Origin of the sequence: Pseudomonas sp. RL, assembly GCF_000647775.1 — a bacterium.
Taxonomy (GTDB): Bacteria; Pseudomonadota; Gammaproteobacteria; order Pseudomonadales; family Pseudomonadaceae; genus Serpens; species Serpens flexibilis.
Map to the genome: position 1 here is coordinate 26,739 of NZ_JBOY01000094.1, position 19,241 is coordinate 45,979.

Genomic DNA, 19,241 nt, shown 5'->3' on the forward strand with positions numbered 1-19,241 from the left:
CGAAAAAGCCCGCAGCCGAAAGGTGCGGGCTTTTTCATCATGGTGCCGTTGCGCCCCTGCGCAGTTCGCCTTTAAAGCGGTTTGCCGCGGTTGCCGTGCTGGCTGACGAACTGCTGCACGGCCTTGAGGTCGTTGGGCAGCACGTTCAGGCGCTCCTCGCGCTCGAACAGGTCGGTCAGGTGCGCCGGCAGTGCGGGAGCCTGGCCGACGCCGGCCTTGACCACCGCGTCCGGGAACTTGACCGGGTGGGCGGTGCCCAGCGTGACCATCGGCGTGGCCAGGCTGCGGCGACATTCGCGGGCGGCGCGCACGCCGATGGCGGTGTGCGGGTCCAGCAGCTCGCCGCACTGCTGGTAGACCTGGGCGATGGTCTCGCAGGTCTCTTCGTCATTCACGGCCAGCGAGTCGAACAGCTTGCGGGCTTCGCTCCAGCGATCGGCCTCGACGCTGAAACCGCCGCCCTGCTTGAAGGTGTCCATCAACCCGGCGATGGCAGCGCCGTTGCGGCCGTGCAGGTCGAACAGCAGGCGCTCGAAGTTCGAGGACACCATGATGTCCATCGACGGCGACAGGGTCGGGTGCAGGGTGTCCTTGACGTACTGGTTGCCGCTCATGAAGCGGTGCAGGATGTCGTTGCGGTTGGTGGCCACGATCAGCTGGCTGATCGGCAGGCCCATGTTGCGCGCCAGGTAGCCGGCGAAGATGTCGCCGAAGTTGCCGGTGGGCACCGAGAAGGCCACCGAACGGGCCGGCGCGCCCAGCTGGATGGCGGCGTGGAAGTAGTAGACGATCTGGGCCATGATCCGCGCCCAGTTGATCGAGTTGACCGCCACCAGACGGGTGCCCTTGAGGAAACCCTGGTCGGCGAAGCTGGCCTTGACCATCTCCTGGCAGTCGTCGAAGTTGCCGTCGATGGCGATGTTGTGGATGTTGTCGCCCTGGATGGTGGTCATCTGGCGGCGCTGCACTTCGGACACGCGGTTGTGCGGGTGCAGGATGAAGATGTCGACGTTCTCGCAGGCCTTGCAGCCTTCGATGGCCGCCGAGCCGGTATCCCCGGAGGTGGCGCCGATGATCACCACGCGCTCGTTGCGCTTGGCCAGCACATAGTCCAGCAGGCGACCCAGCAGCTGCAGGGCGAAGTCCTTGAAGGCCAGGGTCGGGCCGTGGAACAGCTCCAGCACCCACTCGTTGCCGTCCAGCTGACGCAGCGGCGCCACGGCGCTGTGGGCAAACACGGCGTAGGTTTCTTCGAGGATCTTCTTGAAGTCGGCGTCCGGGATGCTGCCGGCCACGAACGGGCGCATCACCCGGAAGGCCAGCTCGTGATACGGCAGGCCGGCCCAGGAGGCGATCTCCTCGACGGTGAAACGCGGCAGGTTTTCCGGCACGTACAGGCCGCCATCGCTGGCCAGGCCGGCGAGCAGCACGTCTTCGAAATTCAGGGCCGGCGCCTGGCCACGGGTACTGATATAGCGCATGTCATCAAACCTTCGGTGCGGGCCCGGAGCCTGTGCCCCGGGCCCTGAGCATTAGTTGAGCTGTTCTACGCGGATACGCACGACGTTGCCGCTGATGTCGTCCAGGGCTTCCAGGGCGGCGATGGCGTCGTCGATGTTGCGCTCCACCACGCGGTGGGTGACGAGGATCATCGGCACCAGGCCGTCCTGCTCCTCGGCTTCCTTCTGCATGATCGACTCGATGTTGATGCCGCGCTCGGAGAGGATGGTAGCGACCTTGGCCAGCACGCCCGGACGGTCCTGGGCGTGGATGCGCAGGTAGTAGGCGCTCTCGCACTCGCCGATCGGCAGGATCGGCAGCGCGGACAGCGCATCGGCCTGGAAGCCCAGGGCCGGCACGCGGCCTTGCGGCGCGCAGGACAGCGCGCGCGCCACGTCGACCAGGTCGGCCACCACGGCCGAGGCGGTCGGCTCCATGCCTGCGCCGGCGCCGTAGTACAGGGTGCTGCCCACGGCGTCGCCGTTGACCATCACTGCGTTCATCACGCCGTTGACGTTGGCGATCAGGCGGTCGGCCGGGATCAGCGTCGGGTGCACGCGCAGCTCGACGCCGGCTTCGGTGCGACGGGCCACGCCCAGGTGCTTGATGCGGTAGCCCAGCGCCTCGGCGTAGTTCACGTCGGCGGTGGTGAGCTTGGTGATGCCCTCGGTGTAGGCCTTGTCGAACTGCAGCGGGATGCCGAAGGCGATGGACGCCAGGATGGTCAGCTTGTGGGCGGCGTCGATGCCTTCCACGTCGAAGGTCGGGTCGGCTTCGGCGTAGCCCAGGGCCTGGGCTTCCTTGAGCACGCCCTCGAAGGCGCGGCCCTTCTCGCGCATCTCGGTGAGAATGAAGTTGCCGGTGCCGTTGATGATGCCGGCCAGCCAGTTGATGCGGTTGGCGGACAGGCCCTCGCGGATCGCCTTGATCACCGGGATACCACCGGCCACCGCGGCTTCGTAGGCGACGATCACGCCCTTCTCGCGGGCGCGGGCGAAGATCTCGTTGCCGTGCACGGCGATCAGCGCCTTGTTGGCGGTGACCACGTGCTTGCCGTGTTCGATGGCCTTGAGCACCAGTTCCTTGGCGATGGTGTAGCCGCCGATCAGCTCGACGACCACGTCGATCTCGGGGTTGGTCACCAGTTCGAAGACGTCAGCGGTAATGGGGGTACCGGTGGTGTCGCACTTCGGGTTGGTGTCACGGGCGGCAATCTGCGCAACCTCAATGGTGCACCCGGCGCGCCGGGCGATCTCCTCTGCGTTGCGTTTGAGTACATTGAAGGTACCGCCACCGACGGTGCCCAACCCACAGATGCCTACTTTCACCGATTTCACGCTTGACTCCCCATGTGTGCGGCGTGGCGCGCCCGCAAGGCGCGGAAAAGAGCCGCACATTACGAAGGCCAGGGGGGTCAAGTCAATTGGCCCTGCGGTTGGAAGCGTCAGTCGGTCAGGCCGTGGCGCCGGTGCCAGTCGGCCAGGGATTCATCCGGATAGTCGTCGAAGCAGCGATCATTCGGCTTGCACGCGACCTCCACCCAGGGCGCCCGAGAGCCGAGCATCATGTGCACATGCTCGGGCGGCAGCGGCAACGGCGTGTCGATGGCCGAGGCGTGCGGATGCACCAGTTCGGGCCAGGTGGGGTCGTACAGCCAGAGCGCGCTGCCGCAGTGCCGGCAGAAATGGCGCTGGCCGGTGCTCGTCTCACCGTTGTCCAGCCGGGCACGGTAGATGGAAAGGTGCTCCTCGCCCTCGACGGTGAGGCTGGCGTAATCGGCGCCCAGATTGATGGCGTAGCCACCGCCACCCGCCGTCTTGCGGCAGATCGAGCAATAGCAGCGCATGAACGGATAGGGCTGGTGCGCTTCGACGCTGAAACGCACCGCGCCGCAATGACAGGAGCCGTGCAGGTGCATCGCATGCCCTCCTTTACCTACCGGTGTTGGAGGACCTGCGGCGCTGGCGGTTCCGGGGAGGCTTTGTAGGAACGGCTTCAGCCGCGATGCGTTCGTGCAGGCCGCATCAAGCGCTCGCGACTGAAGTCGCTCCTACGGGGTTCCGCGCAGAAGCAACGCCTCAGCGGGCCTGCAGCGCCGTCGGGCCCAGCTTGTCGGCCGGCTGGTAGCCGGGGATCAGTTGGCCGTTGGCCAGGAAGATCGCCGGGGTGCCCTGCACGCCGATGCGCTGGCCCAGTTCGAACTGTTTCGCCACCGGGTTCTCGCAGGTGGCCGCCGGCACCTTCTTGCGGGCCTTGGCCTGGTTCATGGCCTCCTGAGGGTTCTTGGCGCACCAGACGCTGACCAGCGTCTCGTAGGTCGGAGAACCCACGCCGGCGCGCGGGTAGGCCAGATAGCGCACCTCCACGCCCTGGCGGTTCAGCTCGGCGACTTCCTTGTGCAGCAGCTGGCAGTAGCCACAATCGGTGTCGGTGAACACGGTGATGTGGGTCTTGGGGTTCTTCGGCGCGAAGATGACCATTTCGTTGCGCGGCAGCGCGTTGAGCTGGCGGGCCACGGCCACGTTCTCGGCTTGCTCGGTGAGGTTGACCATCTGCCCGTCGCGCATCTGGTACAGGTAGCCCTGCATCAGGTACTGGCCGTCCTCGCTCATGTAGAGCACCCGGCCGCCCTCCAGCTGCACCTGATGCAGGCCCTTGAGCGGGCTCGCGCTGACGGATTCGACCTTGAGGTCCGGCTGCAGGGTGTTCAGGGTCTTGCGAATCGCCTGCTCGGCGTCGGCGGCCTGCGCCAGGGGTGCAGCGACAGTCAGGGCCAGGGCGGCGAAGAGCGAGGAACAGCGCATGGATACTCCGGAATGGGTTGCGAGGCGCCAGAGCCTATCACAGCTCATCCGCGCGGATGATGCCGGGCGTGCAGCTCCTGCAGGCGCGTGCGGGCCACGTGTGTGTAGATTTGTGTCGTCGACAGATCGCTGTGGCCGAGCAGCATCTGCACCGAGCGCAGGTCGGCGCCGTGGTTGAGCAGATGGGTGGCGAAGGCATGCCGCAATGTGTGCGGCGACAGGTGCTTGGCGATCCCCGCCACCCGCGCGTGCCGCTTGATGCGGTGCCAGAAGGTCTGCCGGGTCATCTGCTCGCCCAGGCGACTGGGGAACAGCACATCGCTAGGCCGCCCGGCCAGCAGCGCCGCGCGCCCCTCGCGCAGGTAGCGCTCCAGCCAGTGCACGGCTTCCTCGCCCAGCGGCACCAGGCGCTCCTTGCTGCCCTTGCCGAACACCCGCACCACGCCCTGGCGCAGATTGAGCTGTTCCAGGGTCAGCGACACCAGCTCGGTGACCCGCAGCCCGCAGGCGTACAGCACCTCCAGCATGGCGCGGTCGCGCAGTCCCAGAGGCTCGTCCAGATCGGGCGCAGCCAGCAGCGCCTCGACATCCGCCTCGCTCAAGCTTTGCGGCAGCGAGCGACCCAGGCGCGGCTGCTCGACCAGCAGGGTCGGGTCTTCGCCGATCACCCCTTCCCGCAACAGAAAGCGGTAGAAACCGCGCAAGCCGGACAGCAGCCGCGCGGTGGAACGCGCGTTGTAGCCCTGGTCGAGCCGCCAGGCCAGATGATCGCCCAGCGCCTCGCGGGAGACTCCGGTCAGCCCGATACCGCGCTCATGCAGCCAGCCATGAAAGTGCGTCAGGTCGCTGCGGTAGGAGGAACGGGTGTTGGCCGACAGGCCCTTCTCCAGCCACAGGGCCTGGAGGAAGCGGTCGATCAGCGGGTGGTCGAGGGCGGACATGGCGAGCGCGTGCCTGTTCGGATGATCGAGGTGCAGTGGATTATGCCTTCTCCCACCCCTCCCGCAGCATCCACCGCACCGCGCACACCCGCCCCGCGCTGACGTCCAGTTCCAGCCAGCGCCCCGGCTGGGGCCTGTCGGCCTCGAACAGGCGCAGCGTGCCGCTGTACCAGAGCGCCGCAAGCGGGCGGCCGGCGGCCTTGCCGAATACGCGGCGGAACAGGCTACCCGGCTGCTGGTGGCGCTCCAGCTCGGCCAGGCGCAGCAGGCCGTCGACCACCACCCAGCGCGCCACGTAGCCGCGCCGGCAAGCCGGATGGCGCGCACCCTCCTCGACGATGCGGGTCATCAGCCCGCGTTCGATGAAATAGCCATCCAGGGGGGTATCCCAGTTGAGATAGCGTGTGCCCTCGAACAGCACGGTATCGGCAACCTGATGGGTCATCTGCACTCTCCTTATTACAGCCGGTTCCGCTTGAATAGTGGCGAAACGATATGTAGCGTTACCCGACATATCCAGAGTGTTTACCTGTACAGGTAAAGTTTTCAGGCAGATGGAGTGAGCATGAAACGCCAACAGTCGATCGAATCCGTGCGCTGGGACCTGGCGCTGCGTTACCGGCTAATCGAGACGGTGGCCTGGTGGGAAGGCCGGCTGACCACCAACCACCTGATCCAGAGCTTCGGCATCAGCCGTCAGCAAGCCTCCAGGGACATCAACACCTACATCGCCGAGCATGCGCCGCATAACCTGACATATGACCGGCACCTGAAGGGCTATGTGCCGACCCGCGACTTCGCGCCGCTGTTCATCGACGACAGCGCCAGCGCCTACCTGCACCTGCTCAACCAGAACCACGAACGCGCGCCGCACATCGAGGGACTGGCGCTGGCCTATGCGCACACCGAGGTGCTGCGCGTGCCGGATCGCTCGGTGACCCCCGAGGTGCTGCGCCCGCTGCTGCGTGCCTGCCGCGAGGGGCTGCGCCTGGAGTGCGGCTATGTGTCGTTCGCCACGCCGGATGGCGAAACGCGCCTGATCGCGCCGCACACCCTGGTCTACACCGGCATGCGCTGGCATGTGCGCGCCTATTGCGAGCGCAACCGCGACTACCGGGACTTCGTGCTCAGTCGCCTGCGCGGCACGCCGGAGCTGCTCGACCTGCCCTCCGAGCATGGCCGCGACGGCGACGCCGGCTGGAATGCCGAGGTGCAGGTGATCATCGAGCCGGACTCGCGCCTGAAGCCCGAGCAGCGGGCGATCATCGAGCACGACTTCGGCATGCGCGACGGCCGGCTGGTGATCGACACGCGGGGCGCGCTGGTGCAGTACGTGCTGCAGCGCTACCACATCGACCCGACCAAGGTGCACACCAAGGCAGAGGCCCAGCAGATCGTGGTGGCCAACCTGGATGGGCTGCGGGAATGGCTGTATTGAGCTGCGGCTCTGGTGGATCGGTGAAGCGCGATCCTCCCTACGAAGGCGCGCGGCTGGCGGATTGACCTGTAGGGTGGACAACGTCTTTCTTGTCCACCAACGCGCCGGCACGGCGCGCCTGCGGCGCGTTTGGTGGATCGGTGGAGCGCGATCCACCCTACGGCATTTGCCGGATCACTCCAGCAGCTCGACCGGCATGCCCACTTCCAGCCAGCCCTGGCCGTCGACCAGCAGGTTCTGGCCGAACATCACGCCCTTGTCGCTCTTGCGATAGCGCGCCAGGGTGGCCAGCGGTTCCTGGTCGGCGCTGCGCTCGCCGCTATCCGGGTCGAGGGTGGTGATGATGCAGCGGGTGCAGGGTTTGACCGGGCGCAGGATCAGCTCGCCGATGCGGATGCGCCGCCAGCCGTCCTCGGCATAGGGGTCGCTACCGGCAATCACCAGGTTCGGACGGAAGCGGCGCATTTCCAGCGGCCGGCCCACGCGGGCCGACAGGTCGTCGAGCGAAGCCTGACCGATCAGCAGCAGCGGAAAGCCATCGGCGAGGGCCACATGCTGGCCGGGCTCGGCATACTTAAGATCCACCTGGCGGGCCCGCTCGGGCGGCAGATAAACGAGACGGCAGGCACGCCCCAGCCACTGGCTGAGCCACTCGGCGGCGGCGTCACCGGCATCGGCGGCCGACGGTTCGTCCTTCCAGATGCTCACACGGCGCAGCGGCGCCTCTTCCGCTGGCACCGGCACGTCGAGGTCCGGCATGCCCGGCGCGCGCAGGCGCACCCCCTGCTCAGCCTTCCAGCGCGCCAGCAACTGGGTCATCTGCGGCAGCACCCGCTGAGTGAGGAATCGGCCGCTGTCGGCTTCCACCAGCATCCATCGGCGGTCGCCGCGAATGCCCAGGCCGTCGACCCAGGCGCGGTCGAGGGACTCGCCGATGGCGGATTTCAGGGGGTAGCGATATAGCGCGGCGAGCTGCATGACGGCCTCGATCGGTGGTGAGCGGAAGGCGCCAGCATAATCGGCGGCCTTCCGTCACGCACGAGGATCAGGCGTCGCGCTGCAGGCGATCGCGGATCACGTCGATCAGGCGTTCCGGCTGGAACTTGGAGAGGAAGTTGTCGCAGCCGACCTTCCTGACCATCGCCTCGTTGAACGAGCCCGACAGGGAGGTGTGCAGTACCACGTACAGGTCCTTCATGCGCGGGTCGTTGCGGATCTCGGCGGTCAGCCGGTAACCGTCCATCTCCGGCATCTCCGCGTCGGTGAACACCATCAGCAGCTTCTCGTTGAGGTCGTGGCCCTCGTCGGCCCACTGGCGCAGCTTGCGCAGGCCCATCTGGCCGTTGCTGGCGGTGTGGATCTTCAAGTTCAGCTGGCTGAGGGTCTCCGTCAGCTGGGCGAGCGCCACACTGGAGTCGTCCACCAGCAGCACCTCGCGACCGGCGGCGCGGGCGAGAATCGGATCGGCCAGACGCTCGCTGGAAACGCGGGCGTTGTAGGGCACGATCTCGGCCAGCACCTTCTCCACGTCGATGACTTCCACCAGCTGGTCATCCACGCGGGTGATGGAGGTCAGGTAGTGGGAACGGCCGCTGCCACCGGGTGGCGGCTGCACCTCTTCCCAGTTGAGGTTGTAGATGCGCTCGACGCTGCTCACCAGGAAGGCCTGCACCGAGCGGTTGTACTCGGCGACGATGATGGTGTTGGCCTCCGGCTGCAGCGGGCGCATGCCAATGGCCTTGGACAGGTCGATCACCGGCAGGGTCTGGCCGCGCAGGTTGATCACCCCGCACACGCACGGATGGCGGTGCGGCATGCGGTTGAGGCGCGGCAGGTGCAGGACCTCCTGCACCTTGAAGACGTTGATCGCGAAGAGCTGCCGCCCGGCGAGGCGGAACAGCAGAATTTCCAGGCGATTTTCACCCACCAGCTGGGTGCGCTGATCGACCGAGTCGAGAATACTCGCCATGTGCTTACCTGACGTCGAAGTGAGTTGCGGCGCAACGTTTCAAAAGTTATCGGCCGCGACGCCAGCGAGTTTAATATCAAACCGGCATCACGCAGGAATGCAGACCAAAGGCAGCGCTCGACCGCGTCACTCCGCCGCAGCCCCGGTCAGCAGCGGCGAATCCACTGGCAGATGCAGACGCAGGAGCTGCGGGCGCACTTCGAAACGCACCCGGGGGCTGTGCACAGGCTCCCCATCGAGGTTCAGGTCCAGCCCGTCCGGCGCCTCGACCTCCAGCCAGGGCAAGCGGGCGGTCACGGCGACCGTATCCAGCCCGAGCATGCCGCCGCTCAGCATTACCCGCAGGGTTTCGCCGACATCCTGCGGCGCGGGAATCAGGCAGAGATCGAGCATCCCGTCGGTGATGGTCGCGCGCGGGCAGAGGGCGTGACCGCCTCCGGCCTGGCGCCCATTGCCCACGCCCATGGCCAGGAAATCACCTTGCCAGTCGAAGCCGGGACCATGGAAACGGCCGAAGGCGCTGCGCACCTCGGCGAAGCGGGTGAGTCCGGTGAGCAGGTAAGCGCCACCGCCGAGCACCTTCTTCAGCTCCTCCGAGGTATTGGCGGTGACCAGCGAGCCGAAGCCGCCGGTGGCCATGTTGACGAACAAGCGCTCATTGGCCATGCCCACGTCGACCGGCGTGGGTTGCAGCTCCAGCAGCGCCAGTGCGGCGTCCGGCTCCAGGGGAACCTGCGCGGCCCGGGCGAAATCGTTGGCCGACCCCAGCGGCAGCAGGGCCAGACTGGCATCCCCCTGCAGCTCGATCAGCGCCGAGGCCACCTCGTTGAGAGTGCCGTCGCCGCCGCCGGCAATCAGGCAGGGGTAACCGGCCCGCAGCCCCTCCTCCACCAGGCGCCGCGCGTCGCCGGCTTCCCAGGTCAGGCGCACCGCGAGTTCCCAGCCCCGCTCACGACACGCCTGGACCGCCTCGCGCACCGCCTCGTTCTGCGCCTGCTTGCCGTGCAGAATCAGCCACGCCCGCCGCTGCATGAATGCCTCCTGGTTCCGTGCTGCCGCAGCATTGGAAAGCACCGCAGGGAGGATGGTTCGAGGCAGGCATGGACCTGTAAGAGCGACTGTAGGAGCGACTTCAGTCGCGAGCTTTTTTTTGGGGGGGAGGTGCCCGACCAGGGCCGTCCAGCCATGCTGAACCTGCGCGGAAAACATCGCGGCTGAAGCCGCTCCTAAAAAACGGGGCCGCGCGGCATCCCGCGCTAGCCCAGCAGCTCGCTGAACGGAATGAAGCGCACCGGCGCTCCCTCGGCGAAGGTGCGTTCCTCGCGCACTTCCACCAGCCCATCGGCCCAGGCGGCGCTGCGCAACACGCCGGAGCTCTGGTTCGGGTGCGGCACGGCGCGCCCCTGCTCCAGACGGGCGCGCAAGTACTCGCGGCGGTTGCCGGCGCGCTCCCAGGCGAAGCCGGCCGGCACCTCGACGCCCAGCGGTTCGACGGCCTCGACACCCAGGCGGCGCAGCAGATAGGGGCGCGCCAGCAGGCCGAAGGTCACCAGCGTGGAGGCCGGGTTGCCCGGCAGGCCGAGCACCGGCACGCCCCGGTAATGTCCGCAGGTCAGCGGCTTGCCGGGCTTGATGGCGAGCTTCCACAGCGCCAGGTCGCCGGCTTCACGCAGCACTTGGCCGAGATAATCGGCTTCGCCGACCGACACGCCGCCGGTGGAGAGAATCAGGTCCACCTCGCCCACTCCGGCCAGTGCCGCGCGCGTGGCCTGCAGGTCGTCCGCCAGGATGCCGGCGTCGCGCACCTCACAGCCCAGCCGCATTAGCCAGGCGGCCAGCAGGCGACGGTTGCTGTTGTAGATCTGCCCCGGCCCCAGCGGCTGCCCGGGCTCGACCAGCTCGTCACCGGTGGACAGCAGCGCCACCCGGGGCCGACGACGCACCGTCACGGTGCCGATACCGATGCTGGCGGCCAGTGCCAGTTCGATCGGGCCGAGCTGTGAACCGGCCGCCAGCAGTGTCTCGCCAGTACGGACTTCCTGGCCGCGCGGGCGGACATTCCGTCCCGGGCGCAAGGCTTCGAGGAAGCGCACGCGACCGTCCGCCAGCACCTCGGTGTTTTCCTGCATCTCCACGCAGTCGGCGCCGGGCGGCAGCGGCGCGCCGGTGAAGATGCGCGCGCAGGTGCCCGGTTTCAGCGGCTGCGGCGCGCTGCCGGCGAGGATGCGCTGGCTGACCGGCAGCGGCTCGCCCTGCCCGTCGGCCAGGCGCAAGGCGTAGCCGTCCATCGCGCTGTTGTCCCAGGGCGGCAGGTCCAGCCCGGCCAGCAGCGGCGCCGCCAGCACGCGGCCGTCGGCCTGTGCCAGTGGCACGGTTTCCTGCCCATCGAGCGGCGCCTGCTCGGCCCAAGCCAGCAGACGCTGCAGGGCGTCCTCGACGCTGATCAGGCTCATTCGCGACTCTCGCAGGCCACCGCCATGCGCAGGTGCGGCACGAAGTTGCAGGGCCGGTGGCTGGCGTCCAGCTGTTGCGCGAGGATGCCGTCCCAGGCGGTGCGACAGGCGTTGGTGGAGCCCGGCAGGCAGCACACCAGCGTACCGTTGGCCAGCCCGGCCAGGGCGCGCGACTGCATCGTGGAGGTGCCGATGTCCGTGTAGGAGATCTGCCGGAACAGCTCACCAAAGCCATCGACCTGCTTGTCCAGCAGGCAGGTGACGGCTTCCGGCGTGCTGTCGCGCGCGGTGAAGCCGGTGCCGCCGGTGATCAGCACCACCTGCACCGATGCATCGGCGATCCAGGCAGCCACCAGCGCGCGTATGTGGTAGAGGTCGTCCTTGAGCAGCACGCGGTCGGCCAGCCGGTGGCCGGCTTCGGTCAGGCGCTCGACCAGCAATTGCCCGGAGGTGTCGGTCTGCAGGGTGCGGGTGTCGCTGACGGTCAGGACGGCGATGTTCAGCGGAGTGAAGGGAACGGCAGCCTTGTGGGACATGGAGGATCCTGTTGAGGGTTCACAATGCCGGTGTTATATCACAGGCCTTTCGCCACTCGTCCCAGGAGCCCCATCGTGCCAACGCTTCCCTCTCTTGCGCCCTGCTCCGTGCTGCTGCTGGCCGGTGGGCGCGGTCAGCGCATGGGTGGGCGCGACAAGGGGCTGGTGCCGTGGCGCGGCCGACCGATGATCGCCTGGCTGCATGATGTCGTGCGCCCGCTCACCGATGACCTGATCGTCTCGTGCAACCGCAACGCCGAGTGCTACCAGCCCTTTGCCGATCAACTGGTGTCGGATGCCGAGCCGGACTTCCCCGGCCCGCTGGCCGGCATTCGCGCCGGCCTCGCCGTGGCACGGCATCCCTGGCTGCTGGTGCTGCCCTGCGATGCACCCAGGGTGGACAGTGCCCTACTGACGAGCATGCGGCAGGCCGCCCTGCCAGGCCGTCCGTTGCTGCTACGCCAGGGTGCGCAGTGGCAACCGCTGTTCTGCCTACTGCCGACCCGCGTGCTACCCGACCTGGAGCGCGCCTGGCAGGAAGGCCAGCGCAGCCCCCGGCATATCTTCACCGCTATGGGCGCCGTGGCGCTCGACTGCACCGAGGACGATGACCGGCTGGCCAATCTCAACAGTCCGGAGCTGCTGCAATGAGTCCGTTTGACGGAATGCCGTGCCCAGCGGCAAAACGCCTGCATCCCGCCCTGCAAAAAAATTTTCGCCTAACCCCTTGTGCATCAAAAGTTTTTCGGTAGAATGCGCGCCATCCAAACGGAGCGTAGCGCAGCTTGGTAGCGCGTCTCGTTCGGGACGAGAAGGTCGCTGGTTCGAATCCAGTCGCTCCGACCAAATCCCCGCAAAACCCCGCCTCACGGCGGGGTTTTGTCATTCCGAAAACTGTTCCGCGCCGCCCTGACGAGACGCCGGAAAACAGTCATCAAGTCGTCAAACTCTCCGAGCATTCTGGCAGGCGATCACTGGTCGCTGACACAGCCAGAACCCCGGCAAACCCTGGCAACCCGGCTAAGCTGATCTCTCGACGGCACCGCACGGGCCACCCTGACAGCTGTTCCGGCCCATTAATTGCTTGAAATCAGGCACGGAACCATCGCCCCCGATGTCGCTCCCATACAGGCGGACCTCTTCAGGCCCCCGCCCCAAGCGAACCGGGCGCCACCAAGACAATAAAAGGAAGAACCATGAGCAACCACTCGCATACCCAGAACGCCATCAGCGCATTGCGCGAAGCCTTCGCCCCACTGCACTGCTATATCGTGGCCCCCGGCCGCAAGGGCACCTTCAGCTTCACCCTGGTCGACCAGCACGGTGTCGCCCGCCACAGCGAGCGCCTGTATCCGGAGCAATGCCAGGGCGAACGCCTGCAGCAAGTCATTCAACGCGCCCGCAACAAGGCCCTGTAAGGCTGATTCATCACCGTTCCATCTGCTTTTCCGACGCGTGGGAGCGCACAGGTGAGCTCACAGCCACCCCAGCCCTGATCGCGGCTGACGCCGCTCCCACAGCCGCCGCTCAACCGCGCCCTACTCTGCCGGCACAACGCCTCAATGCAGGCCACGCAGCCCCATCGGCACACTGACCTCGGCCACCGACTCCCAGGGACCGTCCGGTTGCGCGGAACAGAGCCAGCCGTCTTCCCAGCGGTAGTAGAGCCGCTCGCGGTAGTAGAGCTCGCGCCCACTCACCACATAGACGCCCAGACGCGCATCCCAGCGCGCTTCCACATGCGGAGGCGGCGCGTAGCGTGGGTGGGTGCCAGTGCTTTGCGGCTGCGAGGGAACCTCCGGGCGCGGCGGCACCGGGGTGATCACCGGGCGCGATGGCTCGGGCGTGGGCGCTGGCCGGGGTTCCGGCCAGGGCTGCGGTGTCTGCCGGGAACCCGGCAGCTGGTAGATATCACTGGCGCAACCGCTCAGCAGCAGGCTGCCGAGCAGCAGCAGCCGGCCTGCGGCACGCTGCATATCCTCTCCAGGGCCGGTGGTCAGTTCGGCCGTCAGCGCTTCTCGGGCTGATCGATGCGCAAGCTCTGCAGCCGGTCTTCCGTGCTGCTGACAGCACCGCTGCGCCCGATCCACTCGCCGGCGGTGGCGTTGCCGCTGCGCGACACGCGCGCTACCAGCTCCACCTGCGGGAAGTTGGACAAGCGTAGCTGCTCCATCATGGCGTCGGCGTCGCTGAGGATCACTTCCGCCGGCAGGTCGGCGACCTTGAGGCGCTTGACCGCCAGGGGCATCGCCTCACCAGCGGCCGGGCGGGCGAAGATGAACACGCTGTCCTCGGGCTGCACCTGGCCTGCGACATTCGGCGCCAGCTCCACACGCACGCGCATCTCCACGGGTGCCACGTCGGCCGAAGCGGCCGGGGCTGCTTCACCGAGCATCTCGCGGGCGCGCTGAATGCCCTGGGCAATGGCCATGCGGTTCGGATCCTGGGGATCCAGGCCATTCATCAGGAATTCCCAATGCTCGATGGCATCCCGGTAACGGCCGGCCTCGAAGGCAACGATGCCCAGCAGGCCGCGGCTGGTGACTTCGCCCGGATCGCTCTGCAGCGCCTCGTCGGTCAGCCCCTGGATCTGTTCGCTCCACTGCTGGCCGTTGGCAAAGTACAGCGCCTGCGCCCACTGGCCGAGCAGCGAGGGATCGCGACCGGCCAGCGCCACGGTGCGCTCGAAGGCGTTGGCGGCCTCGGCCGGGCGCTCCATGGCCATGTAGCCACGAGCCAGGAAATACCAGCCTTCCACGCCATCGGGTTGCGCCTTAACGGCCTGCTCCAGACGCGCGACCATTTCCTCCATGGAGGCGGGCTGGTGGTCGAACTGGCGGGCCAGTTCCAGCTTGTCGCTGGCGCCCCAGTGCAGGTACAGCGCCAGGCCCAGCACCGGCACCAGCACGGCGGCGGCGATCGGCACGGCGCGGCCCAGGTTGCCGCGGCGCTGCGCATCGCCCTCGGTATCCACCAACAACTCGCGACCAGCCTCGGCCTTGCCGGCGGCCAGCTGTTCATCCGTCAGAGTGCCAGCGGCGTGCTGGGTTTCCAGTTCACGCACGCGCTCTTCGTAGAGCGCCACGTTAAGGGCGGTGCGGTCTTCCTCGGCCTGGGCGCGCTGACCGCGCAGCACCGGAACCAGGATGAACGCCAGGGCGGCCAGCAACAGCAGGCCGGCGACAAGCCAGAGATCGATCATGGGTCTTTCTTATCCAGCAATTGGGAAAGGCGCTCCTGCTCCTCGGCGGATAGCAGGGCATTCTGCGGGGCGTTCTCGACCCGGCGACGGCGGACCACGATGACCACCAGGGCCAGCAGACCACCGCCCAGCAGCACCCACGGGCCATACCAGAGCAGCAGGGTGCGCAGCTCGACCGGCGGGTTGTAGCGCACGAAGTCGCCGTAACGGTCGACCAGGTGCTCGACGATCTGCTCATCGGCCTGGCCATCTTCCAGCATGCGGAAGATCTCGCGGCGCAGGTCCATGGCAATGGGCGCGTCGGAGTCGGCGATGTTCTGGTTCTGGCACTTGGGGCAGCGCAGTTCGCTGGTCAGTTGGCGGAAGCGCTGGCGCTCGGTCTCGCTGGAGAACTCGTAGGTGTCGATGGCGGCCTGGGCGAAACCGCCCAGGACCAGGCTACAGAAAACGGCGGCTAGCAGGCGTTTCATTGCTCGAGCAACTCCTGGTAGAGCGGTGCCAGTTGTTGACGCCAAACACGCTCGTCGATGGCGCCCACGTACTTGTGGCGGATGATGCCGTTCTTGTCGATCAGGAAGGTTTCCGGCGCGCCGTACACGCCCAGGTTGAAGCCCAGGCTGCCCTGCGGGTCGGCGACATTCAGCCGGTAGGGATTGCCCAGCTCGCTGAGCCAGCGGCGCGCGTCGCCGGTTTCCTTGTAGTTGATGCCGTAGATGGCCACGCCCTGCCCGGCCAGGCGGTTGAGCATCGCGTGCTCGGCGCGGCAGGTCGGGCACCAGGTGGCCCACACGTTGACCAGCGCCGGCTCGCCCGGATTGAAGTCCGCGGTGGTCAGGGTGCGCGCCGGGTCTTCCACGGACGGCAGGCTGAACGCGGGCAGCGGCTTGCCGATCATGGTCGTGCCAATGTCGCGCGGGTCGAGGAACAGCCCCTTGTAGAGGAAACCGGCAACCACCAGGAAGATCGCCAGGGGAATCAGCAGCAATGCGCGTTTCATGCCGGTTGTGCTCCAGAGATGCCCAGCGCCTCGCGGACGCGGGTCTTGACCTTGATGCGGTAGCGACGGTCGAGGGTCGACAGCAGGCCGCCGAAGGCCATCAGCAGGCCACCCAGCCAGATCCAGCGCACATAGGGCTTGACGTGCAGGCGCACGGCCCAGGCGCCATCTTCCAGCGGCTCGCCCAGCGCCACGTACAGATCGCGGAACAGGCCCGGATCGATGCCGGCCTCGGTCATCGGCATCATCTGCACGGTGTACAGGCGCTTCTCCGGATGCAGCACGGCAATCTCGCGACCTTCCTCCAGCACACGCACGGTGGCGCGGTCGGAGGTGTAGTTCGGACCCTCATGGTGCTGCGCGCCTTCGAACACGAACTGATAGCCGCCCAGCTCCTGCATGTCGCCCGGCGCCATGCGCAAGTCGCGCTCGGCGTTGTGCTGGGTGGACAGCACGATGCCGATGGCGCATACGGCGATGCCCAGGTGACCGAGCTGCATGCCCCAGTAGCTGCGGGTCATGCGCGGGATGCCCTTGAGCAGGCCGGTGTGGCGGGTCTTGTCGAGCAGGTCGCGCACGCCGGTGAGCACCACCCAGGCAGACAGGATGCACACCGCCAGCACCGCCCAGTGGAAGTCGCCCAGCAGCACGGAGGCCAGGCCGCCGAGCACCGCGCTGGCGATCAGCACCGGCATCAGCATGCCGGCCAGCCACTTGCCAGGGGTGTCCTTCCAGCGCACCAGCACACCGACACCCACCGCGCCCATCAGGATGGCCATCAACGGCAGGAACAGGGCATTGAAGTACGGCGGGCCGACCGACAGCTTGGCGCCGGAGATGGCGTCCAGCAGCAGCGGATACAGGGTGCCGAGCAGGATCATTGCGCAGGCCACCACCAGGATCAGGTTGTTGGCCAGCAGCAGGGTTTCCCGCGACCAGAGGGCGAAGCCTACCTTGCTCTTCACCACCGGCGCGCGCAGGGCGAACAGGGTCAGCGAAGCGCCAACCACGATGAGCAGGAAGGCCAGGATGAAGGTGCCGCGCTCGGGGTCGGCGGCGAAGGCGTGCACCGAGGTCAGCACGCCGGAACGCACCAGGAAGGTACCCAGCAGGCTCAGCGAGAAGGCGGCGATGGCCAGCAGCACGGTCCAGCTCTTGAACACGCCGCGCTTTTCGGTGACCGCCAGCGAGTGGATCAGCGCGGTGCCCACCAGCCAGGGCATGAAGGACGCGTTTTCCACCGGGTCCCAGAACCACCAGCCGCCCCAGCCCAGTTCGTAGTAGGCCCACCAGGAACCGAGCACGATGCCGATGCCCAGGCTGGCCCAGGCCACCAGCGTCCAGGGGCGGGACCAGCGCGCCCAGGCAGCGTCAAGACGGCCGCCGAGCAGCGCGGCGACCGCAAAGGCGAAGGCCACCGAGAAACCTACATAGCCCATGTACAGCATCGGCGGGTGCACGATCAGACCGAAGTCCTGCAGCAGCGGGTTGAGGTCACGGCCGTCGGTGGGCACCTGCGGCAGCAGGCGCTCGAACGGGTTGGAAGTGACGATCAGGAACAGCAGGAAGCCGATGCTGATGATGCCCATCACCGCCAGCACGCGGGCGAGCATCTCCTCCGGCAACTGCCGCGACAGCACCGCCACGGCGAAGGTCCAGCCACCGAGGATCATCGCCCACAGCAGCAGCGAGCCCTCGTGGGCGCCCCACACGGCGCTGAACTTGTAGTACCAGGGCAGTGCGCTGTTGGAGTTGTGCGCCACATAGGCTACGGAGAAGTCGTCGACCATGAACGCGTAGGTCAGGCAGGCGAACGACAGCAGCAGGAAGGCGAACTGGCCCCAGGCCGCCGGACGGGCGATGCCCATCCACAGACGGTCGCCGCGCCAGGCGCCGATCAGCGGCAGGGTCGACTGCACCAGCGCCAGGCACAGGGCCAGGATGAGGGCCAGATGGCCGATCTCGGGAATCATTGCGCGCTCTCCGCCTTCGCCTGGATCGCCTTGTCCATCGCCTGGGCGACTTCCGGCGGCATGTAGTTCTCATCGTGCTTGGCCAGCACTTCGTCGGCCACCAGCACGTTCTCTTCGTTCAGGCGACCCAGCGCGACGATGCCCTGCCCTTCGCGGAACAGGTCCGGCAGGATGCCCCGGTAGCGCATGCGCACTTCGGAGGCGCCGTCATGCACCACGAACTCCACATCAAGGGAATCCCCGGTGCGCTGGAGCGAGCCTTCCTTGACCATGCCGCCGGCGCGGATGCGCACGCCGTCCGGCACCTCGCCATTGGCGATCTGGGTCGGGGTGTAGAACAGGTTGATGTTCTGCTGCAGGGCCGAGAGGGCCAGGCCGACGGTCGCACCCACCCCGACGAGCAGGGCGAGGATGATGTACAGACGTTTCTTGCGGACCGGATTCACTTCATTTCCTCCCGGCGCAGACGGCGCGCCTCATCTTGCAGGTAACGCCGGCGTCCGAGCAGCGGCAGAGCGACATTGATCAGCACGACCAGCAGGCCGATGCCGTAACTGGTCCAGACATACACGCCATGGTTGCCCATGGCGAGGAATTCGGAGAAGGAGGCAAAGCTCACGGACGACCCTCCACCTGGGCACGCAGCTCGGTCTTCACCCAGCTGGCGCGCGCCTCGCGCTTGAGAATTTCCAGGCGCATGCGCATCAGCAGCACGGCGGCCAGGAAGCAGTAGAAGCCGATGACCATCACCAGCAGCGGCGCCCACATTTCCACCGGCATGGCCGGCTTTTCGGTGAGCTTGAACGTGGCGGGCTGGTGCAGGGTGTTCCACCACTCCACCGAGTACTTGATGATCGGGATGTTCACCACGCCGACGATGGCCAGCACCGCGCAGGCCTTGGCGGCGCTGTCACGGTTACTGATGGCGTTGCCCAGGGCAATGATGCCGAAGTAAAGGAACAGCAGGATCAGCATGGCGGTCAGCCGCGCGTCCCACACCCACCAGGCACCCCAGGTGGGCTTGCCCCACACCGCGCCGGTGAGCAGCGCCAGGAAGGTCATCCAGGCGCCGATGGGCGCGGCCTGCTGCAGGGCCACGTCGGCCAGCTTCATCTTCCACACCAGGCCGACCACGCCGGCCACTGCCAGCATCACGTAGATCGACTGGGCGAGGATCGCCGTGGGCACATGCAGGTAGATGATCCGGAAGCTGTTGCCCTGCTGGTAGTCCTGCGGCGCGAAGGCCAGTCCCCAGACGCTGCCGAGCAGCAACAGGACAATCGCCGCGCCGCCCAGCCAGGGCAGCCAGCGACCACTGATTTCGTAGAACCACTTGGGCGAACCCAGCTTGTGAAACCATGTCCAGTTCATTGCAGCTCTCTTCGTGTCGCGGGGCCGGATCGCCGCCCCCGTGCGTTTACCGTCCGG

22 protein-coding genes and 1 tRNA gene are annotated in these 19,241 nt (G+C 67.1%); 4 read left to right on the forward strand and 19 right to left on the reverse strand.

Annotation, left to right across the window (positions count from 1 at the left end):
• Nucleotides 1–71: 71 nt before the first annotated feature.
• From thrC to AS93_RS0114290, 6 genes are all read right to left on the reverse strand, one after another.
• Nucleotides 72–1,481 (reverse strand): threonine synthase, encoded by a 1,410-nt coding sequence (thrC, locus tag AS93_RS0114265; protein ID WP_027591238.1) that lies wholly within the window; start codon nt 1,479–1,481, stop codon nt 72–74.
• 51 nt (nt 1,482–1,532) lie between these two features.
• The gene (locus tag AS93_RS0114270) at nt 1,533–2,837 is read right to left on the reverse strand and encodes a homoserine dehydrogenase (RefSeq protein WP_027591239.1); all 1,305 of its coding nucleotides are present in this window, start codon (nt 2,835–2,837) and stop codon (nt 1,533–1,535) included.
• Between the two features lie 107 nt (nt 2,838–2,944).
• The gene (locus AS93_RS0114275; RefSeq protein WP_027591240.1) at nt 2,945–3,418 is read right to left on the reverse strand and encodes a GFA family protein; all 474 of its coding nucleotides are present in this window, start codon (nt 3,416–3,418) and stop codon (nt 2,945–2,947) included.
• Between the two features lie 160 nt (nt 3,419–3,578).
• Nucleotides 3,579–4,304 (reverse strand): DsbC family protein, encoded by a 726-nt coding sequence (locus tag AS93_RS0114280; RefSeq protein WP_027591241.1) that lies wholly within the window; start codon nt 4,302–4,304, stop codon nt 3,579–3,581.
• A 44-nt stretch (nt 4,305–4,348) separates the two neighbouring features.
• Entirely contained in the window at nt 4,349–5,245 is an 897-nt protein-coding gene (gene xerD, locus AS93_RS0114285; RefSeq protein ID WP_027591242.1) for a site-specific tyrosine recombinase XerD, read from the reverse strand.
• Between the two features lie 40 nt (nt 5,246–5,285).
• Nucleotides 5,286–5,690 (reverse strand): hypothetical protein, encoded by a 405-nt coding sequence (locus AS93_RS0114290; RefSeq protein WP_027591243.1) that lies wholly within the window; start codon nt 5,688–5,690, stop codon nt 5,286–5,288.
• 120 nt (nt 5,691–5,810) lie between these two features.
• Between AS93_RS0114290 and AS93_RS0114295 the strand changes: the two genes are divergently transcribed.
• Nucleotides 5,811–6,683: a WYL domain-containing protein gene (locus tag AS93_RS0114295; protein ID WP_027591244.1), complete on the forward strand. Its 873-nt coding sequence runs from the start codon at nt 5,811–5,813 to the stop codon at nt 6,681–6,683.
• A 174-nt stretch (nt 6,684–6,857) separates the two neighbouring features.
• On the opposite strand, the gene AS93_RS0114300 is transcribed toward AS93_RS0114295, so the two are convergent.
• From AS93_RS0114300 to moaB, 5 genes are all read right to left on the reverse strand, one after another.
• Complete coding sequence (locus AS93_RS0114300) at nt 6,858–7,661, reverse strand: MOSC domain-containing protein (protein WP_027591245.1); 804 nt, start codon at nt 7,659–7,661, stop codon at nt 6,858–6,860.
• Between the two features lie 67 nt (nt 7,662–7,728).
• Entirely contained in the window at nt 7,729–8,652 is a 924-nt protein-coding gene (locus AS93_RS0114305; RefSeq protein WP_027591246.1) for a chemotaxis protein CheV, read from the reverse strand.
• A 126-nt stretch (nt 8,653–8,778) separates the two neighbouring features.
• Nucleotides 8,779–9,684: a lipid kinase YegS gene (gene yegS / locus AS93_RS0114310; protein WP_027591247.1), complete on the reverse strand. Its 906-nt coding sequence runs from the start codon at nt 9,682–9,684 to the stop codon at nt 8,779–8,781.
• Nucleotides 9,685–9,908: 224 nt separating this feature from the next.
• Entirely contained in the window at nt 9,909–11,105 is a 1,197-nt protein-coding gene (gene glp / locus AS93_RS0114315; protein WP_027591248.1) for a gephyrin-like molybdotransferase Glp, read from the reverse strand.
• Nucleotides 11,102–11,641 (reverse strand): molybdenum cofactor biosynthesis protein B, encoded by a 540-nt coding sequence (moaB, locus tag AS93_RS0114320; protein ID WP_027591249.1) that lies wholly within the window; start codon nt 11,639–11,641, stop codon nt 11,102–11,104. Before moaB ends, glp begins: the two co-directional genes overlap by 4 nt.
• Nucleotides 11,642–11,716: 75 nt before the next feature.
• On the opposite strand from moaB, the gene mobA reads away from it, so the two are divergent.
• The 3 genes from mobA (at nt 11,717) to AS93_RS0114335 (ending at nt 13,059) form a co-directional block, all read left to right on the forward strand.
• Nucleotides 11,717–12,292, forward strand: a complete 576-nt coding sequence (mobA, locus tag AS93_RS0114325) for a molybdenum cofactor guanylyltransferase MobA (RefSeq protein ID WP_027591250.1) — start codon at nt 11,717–11,719, stop codon at nt 12,290–12,292.
• Nucleotides 12,293–12,410: 118 nt separating this feature from the next.
• A tRNA-Pro gene (locus tag AS93_RS0114330) sits at nt 12,411–12,487 on the forward strand.
• A gap of 350 nt (nt 12,488–12,837) precedes the next feature.
• Nucleotides 12,838–13,059, forward strand: coding sequence for a hypothetical protein (locus tag AS93_RS0114335; RefSeq protein WP_027591251.1), 222 nt, complete (start codon nt 12,838–12,840; stop codon nt 13,057–13,059).
• A 141-nt stretch (nt 13,060–13,200) separates the two neighbouring features.
• Here the strand turns inward: AS93_RS0114335 and AS93_RS0114340 are convergent, their stop codons facing one another.
• Genes AS93_RS0114340 through AS93_RS0114375 form a run of 8 tightly spaced genes read right to left on the reverse strand, consistent with a single transcriptional unit; the run spans nt 13,201 to nt 19,184 of the window.
• On the reverse strand, nt 13,201–13,617 hold the full coding sequence (locus tag AS93_RS0114340) for a hypothetical protein (protein ID WP_027591252.1): 417 nt from the start codon (nt 13,615–13,617) through the stop codon (nt 13,201–13,203).
• A gap of 32 nt (nt 13,618–13,649) precedes the next feature.
• Nucleotides 13,650–14,843, reverse strand: a complete 1,194-nt coding sequence (gene ccmI / locus AS93_RS0114345; protein ID WP_027591253.1) for a c-type cytochrome biogenesis protein CcmI — start codon at nt 14,841–14,843, stop codon at nt 13,650–13,652.
• Nucleotides 14,840–15,313 carry a cytochrome c-type biogenesis protein gene (locus AS93_RS0114350; protein WP_027591254.1) on the reverse strand — a complete coding sequence of 158 codons (474 nt, stop codon included), beginning with the start codon at nt 15,311–15,313 and terminating at the stop codon, nt 14,840–14,842. Before AS93_RS0114350 ends, ccmI begins: the two co-directional genes overlap by 4 nt.
• Entirely contained in the window at nt 15,310–15,840 is a 531-nt protein-coding gene (locus tag AS93_RS0114355; RefSeq protein ID WP_027591255.1) for a DsbE family thiol:disulfide interchange protein, read from the reverse strand. The genes AS93_RS0114350 and AS93_RS0114355 overlap by 4 nt, the downstream gene beginning before the upstream one ends.
• Nucleotides 15,837–17,813 (reverse strand): heme lyase CcmF/NrfE family subunit, encoded by a 1,977-nt coding sequence (locus AS93_RS0114360; RefSeq protein WP_027591256.1) that lies wholly within the window; start codon nt 17,811–17,813, stop codon nt 15,837–15,839. Before AS93_RS0114360 ends, AS93_RS0114355 begins: the two co-directional genes overlap by 4 nt.
• Nucleotides 17,810–18,259, reverse strand: coding sequence for a cytochrome c maturation protein CcmE (gene ccmE, locus AS93_RS0114365; protein WP_027591257.1), 450 nt, complete (start codon nt 18,257–18,259; stop codon nt 17,810–17,812). Before ccmE ends, AS93_RS0114360 begins: the two co-directional genes overlap by 4 nt.
• Nucleotides 18,256–18,432, reverse strand: a complete 177-nt coding sequence (gene ccmD / locus AS93_RS0114370; RefSeq protein ID WP_027591258.1) for a heme exporter protein CcmD — start codon at nt 18,430–18,432, stop codon at nt 18,256–18,258. The genes ccmE and ccmD overlap by 4 nt, the downstream gene beginning before the upstream one ends.
• Complete coding sequence (locus AS93_RS0114375) at nt 18,429–19,184, reverse strand: heme ABC transporter permease (protein WP_027591259.1); 756 nt, start codon at nt 19,182–19,184, stop codon at nt 18,429–18,431. The genes ccmD and AS93_RS0114375 overlap by 4 nt, the downstream gene beginning before the upstream one ends.
• Nucleotides 19,185–19,241: the final 57 nt, after the last annotated feature.

Coding starts and splice junctions, on each gene's coding strand:
- AS93_RS0114275 (WP_027591240.1), bottom strand. CDS start 3,418: ATGCACCTGCACGGCTCCTGTCATTGCGGCGCGGTGCGTTTCAGCGTC.
- AS93_RS0114300 (WP_027591245.1), bottom strand. CDS start 7,661: ATGCAGCTCGCCGCGCTATATCGCTACCCCCTGAAATCCGCCATCGGC.
- ccmI (WP_027591253.1), bottom strand. CDS start 14,843: ATGATCGATCTCTGGCTTGTCGCCGGCCTGCTGTTGCTGGCCGCCCTG.
- AS93_RS0114295 (WP_027591244.1), top strand. CDS start 5,811: ATGAAACGCCAACAGTCGATCGAATCCGTGCGCTGGGACCTGGCGCTG.
- glp (WP_027591248.1), bottom strand. CDS start 11,105: ATGAGCCTGATCAGCGTCGAGGACGCCCTGCAGCGTCTGCTGGCTTGG.
- thrC (WP_027591238.1), bottom strand. CDS start 1,481: ATGCGCTATATCAGTACCCGTGGCCAGGCGCCGGCCCTGAATTTCGAA.
- moaB (WP_027591249.1), bottom strand. CDS start 11,641: ATGTCCCACAAGGCTGCCGTTCCCTTCACTCCGCTGAACATCGCCGTC.
- xerD (WP_027591242.1), bottom strand. CDS start 5,245: ATGTCCGCCCTCGACCACCCGCTGATCGACCGCTTCCTCCAGGCCCTG.
- AS93_RS0114290 (WP_027591243.1), bottom strand. CDS start 5,690: ATGACCCATCAGGTTGCCGATACCGTGCTGTTCGAGGGCACACGCTAT.
- AS93_RS0114355 (WP_027591255.1), bottom strand. CDS start 15,840: ATGAAACGCGCATTGCTGCTGATTCCCCTGGCGATCTTCCTGGTGGTT.
- yegS (WP_027591247.1), bottom strand. CDS start 9,684: ATGCAGCGGCGGGCGTGGCTGATTCTGCACGGCAAGCAGGCGCAGAAC.
- AS93_RS0114350 (WP_027591254.1), bottom strand. CDS start 15,313: ATGAAACGCCTGCTAGCCGCCGTTTTCTGTAGCCTGGTCCTGGGCGGT.
- AS93_RS0114375 (WP_027591259.1), bottom strand. CDS start 19,184: ATGAACTGGACATGGTTTCACAAGCTGGGTTCGCCCAAGTGGTTCTAC.
- AS93_RS0114335 (WP_027591251.1), top strand. CDS start 12,838: ATGAGCAACCACTCGCATACCCAGAACGCCATCAGCGCATTGCGCGAA.
- AS93_RS0114305 (WP_027591246.1), bottom strand. CDS start 8,652: ATGGCGAGTATTCTCGACTCGGTCGATCAGCGCACCCAGCTGGTGGGT.
- AS93_RS0114280 (WP_027591241.1), bottom strand. CDS start 4,304: ATGCGCTGTTCCTCGCTCTTCGCCGCCCTGGCCCTGACTGTCGCTGCA.
- AS93_RS0114340 (WP_027591252.1), bottom strand. CDS start 13,617: ATGCAGCGTGCCGCAGGCCGGCTGCTGCTGCTCGGCAGCCTGCTGCTG.
- AS93_RS0114360 (WP_027591256.1), bottom strand. CDS start 17,813: ATGATTCCCGAGATCGGCCATCTGGCCCTCATCCTGGCCCTGTGCCTG.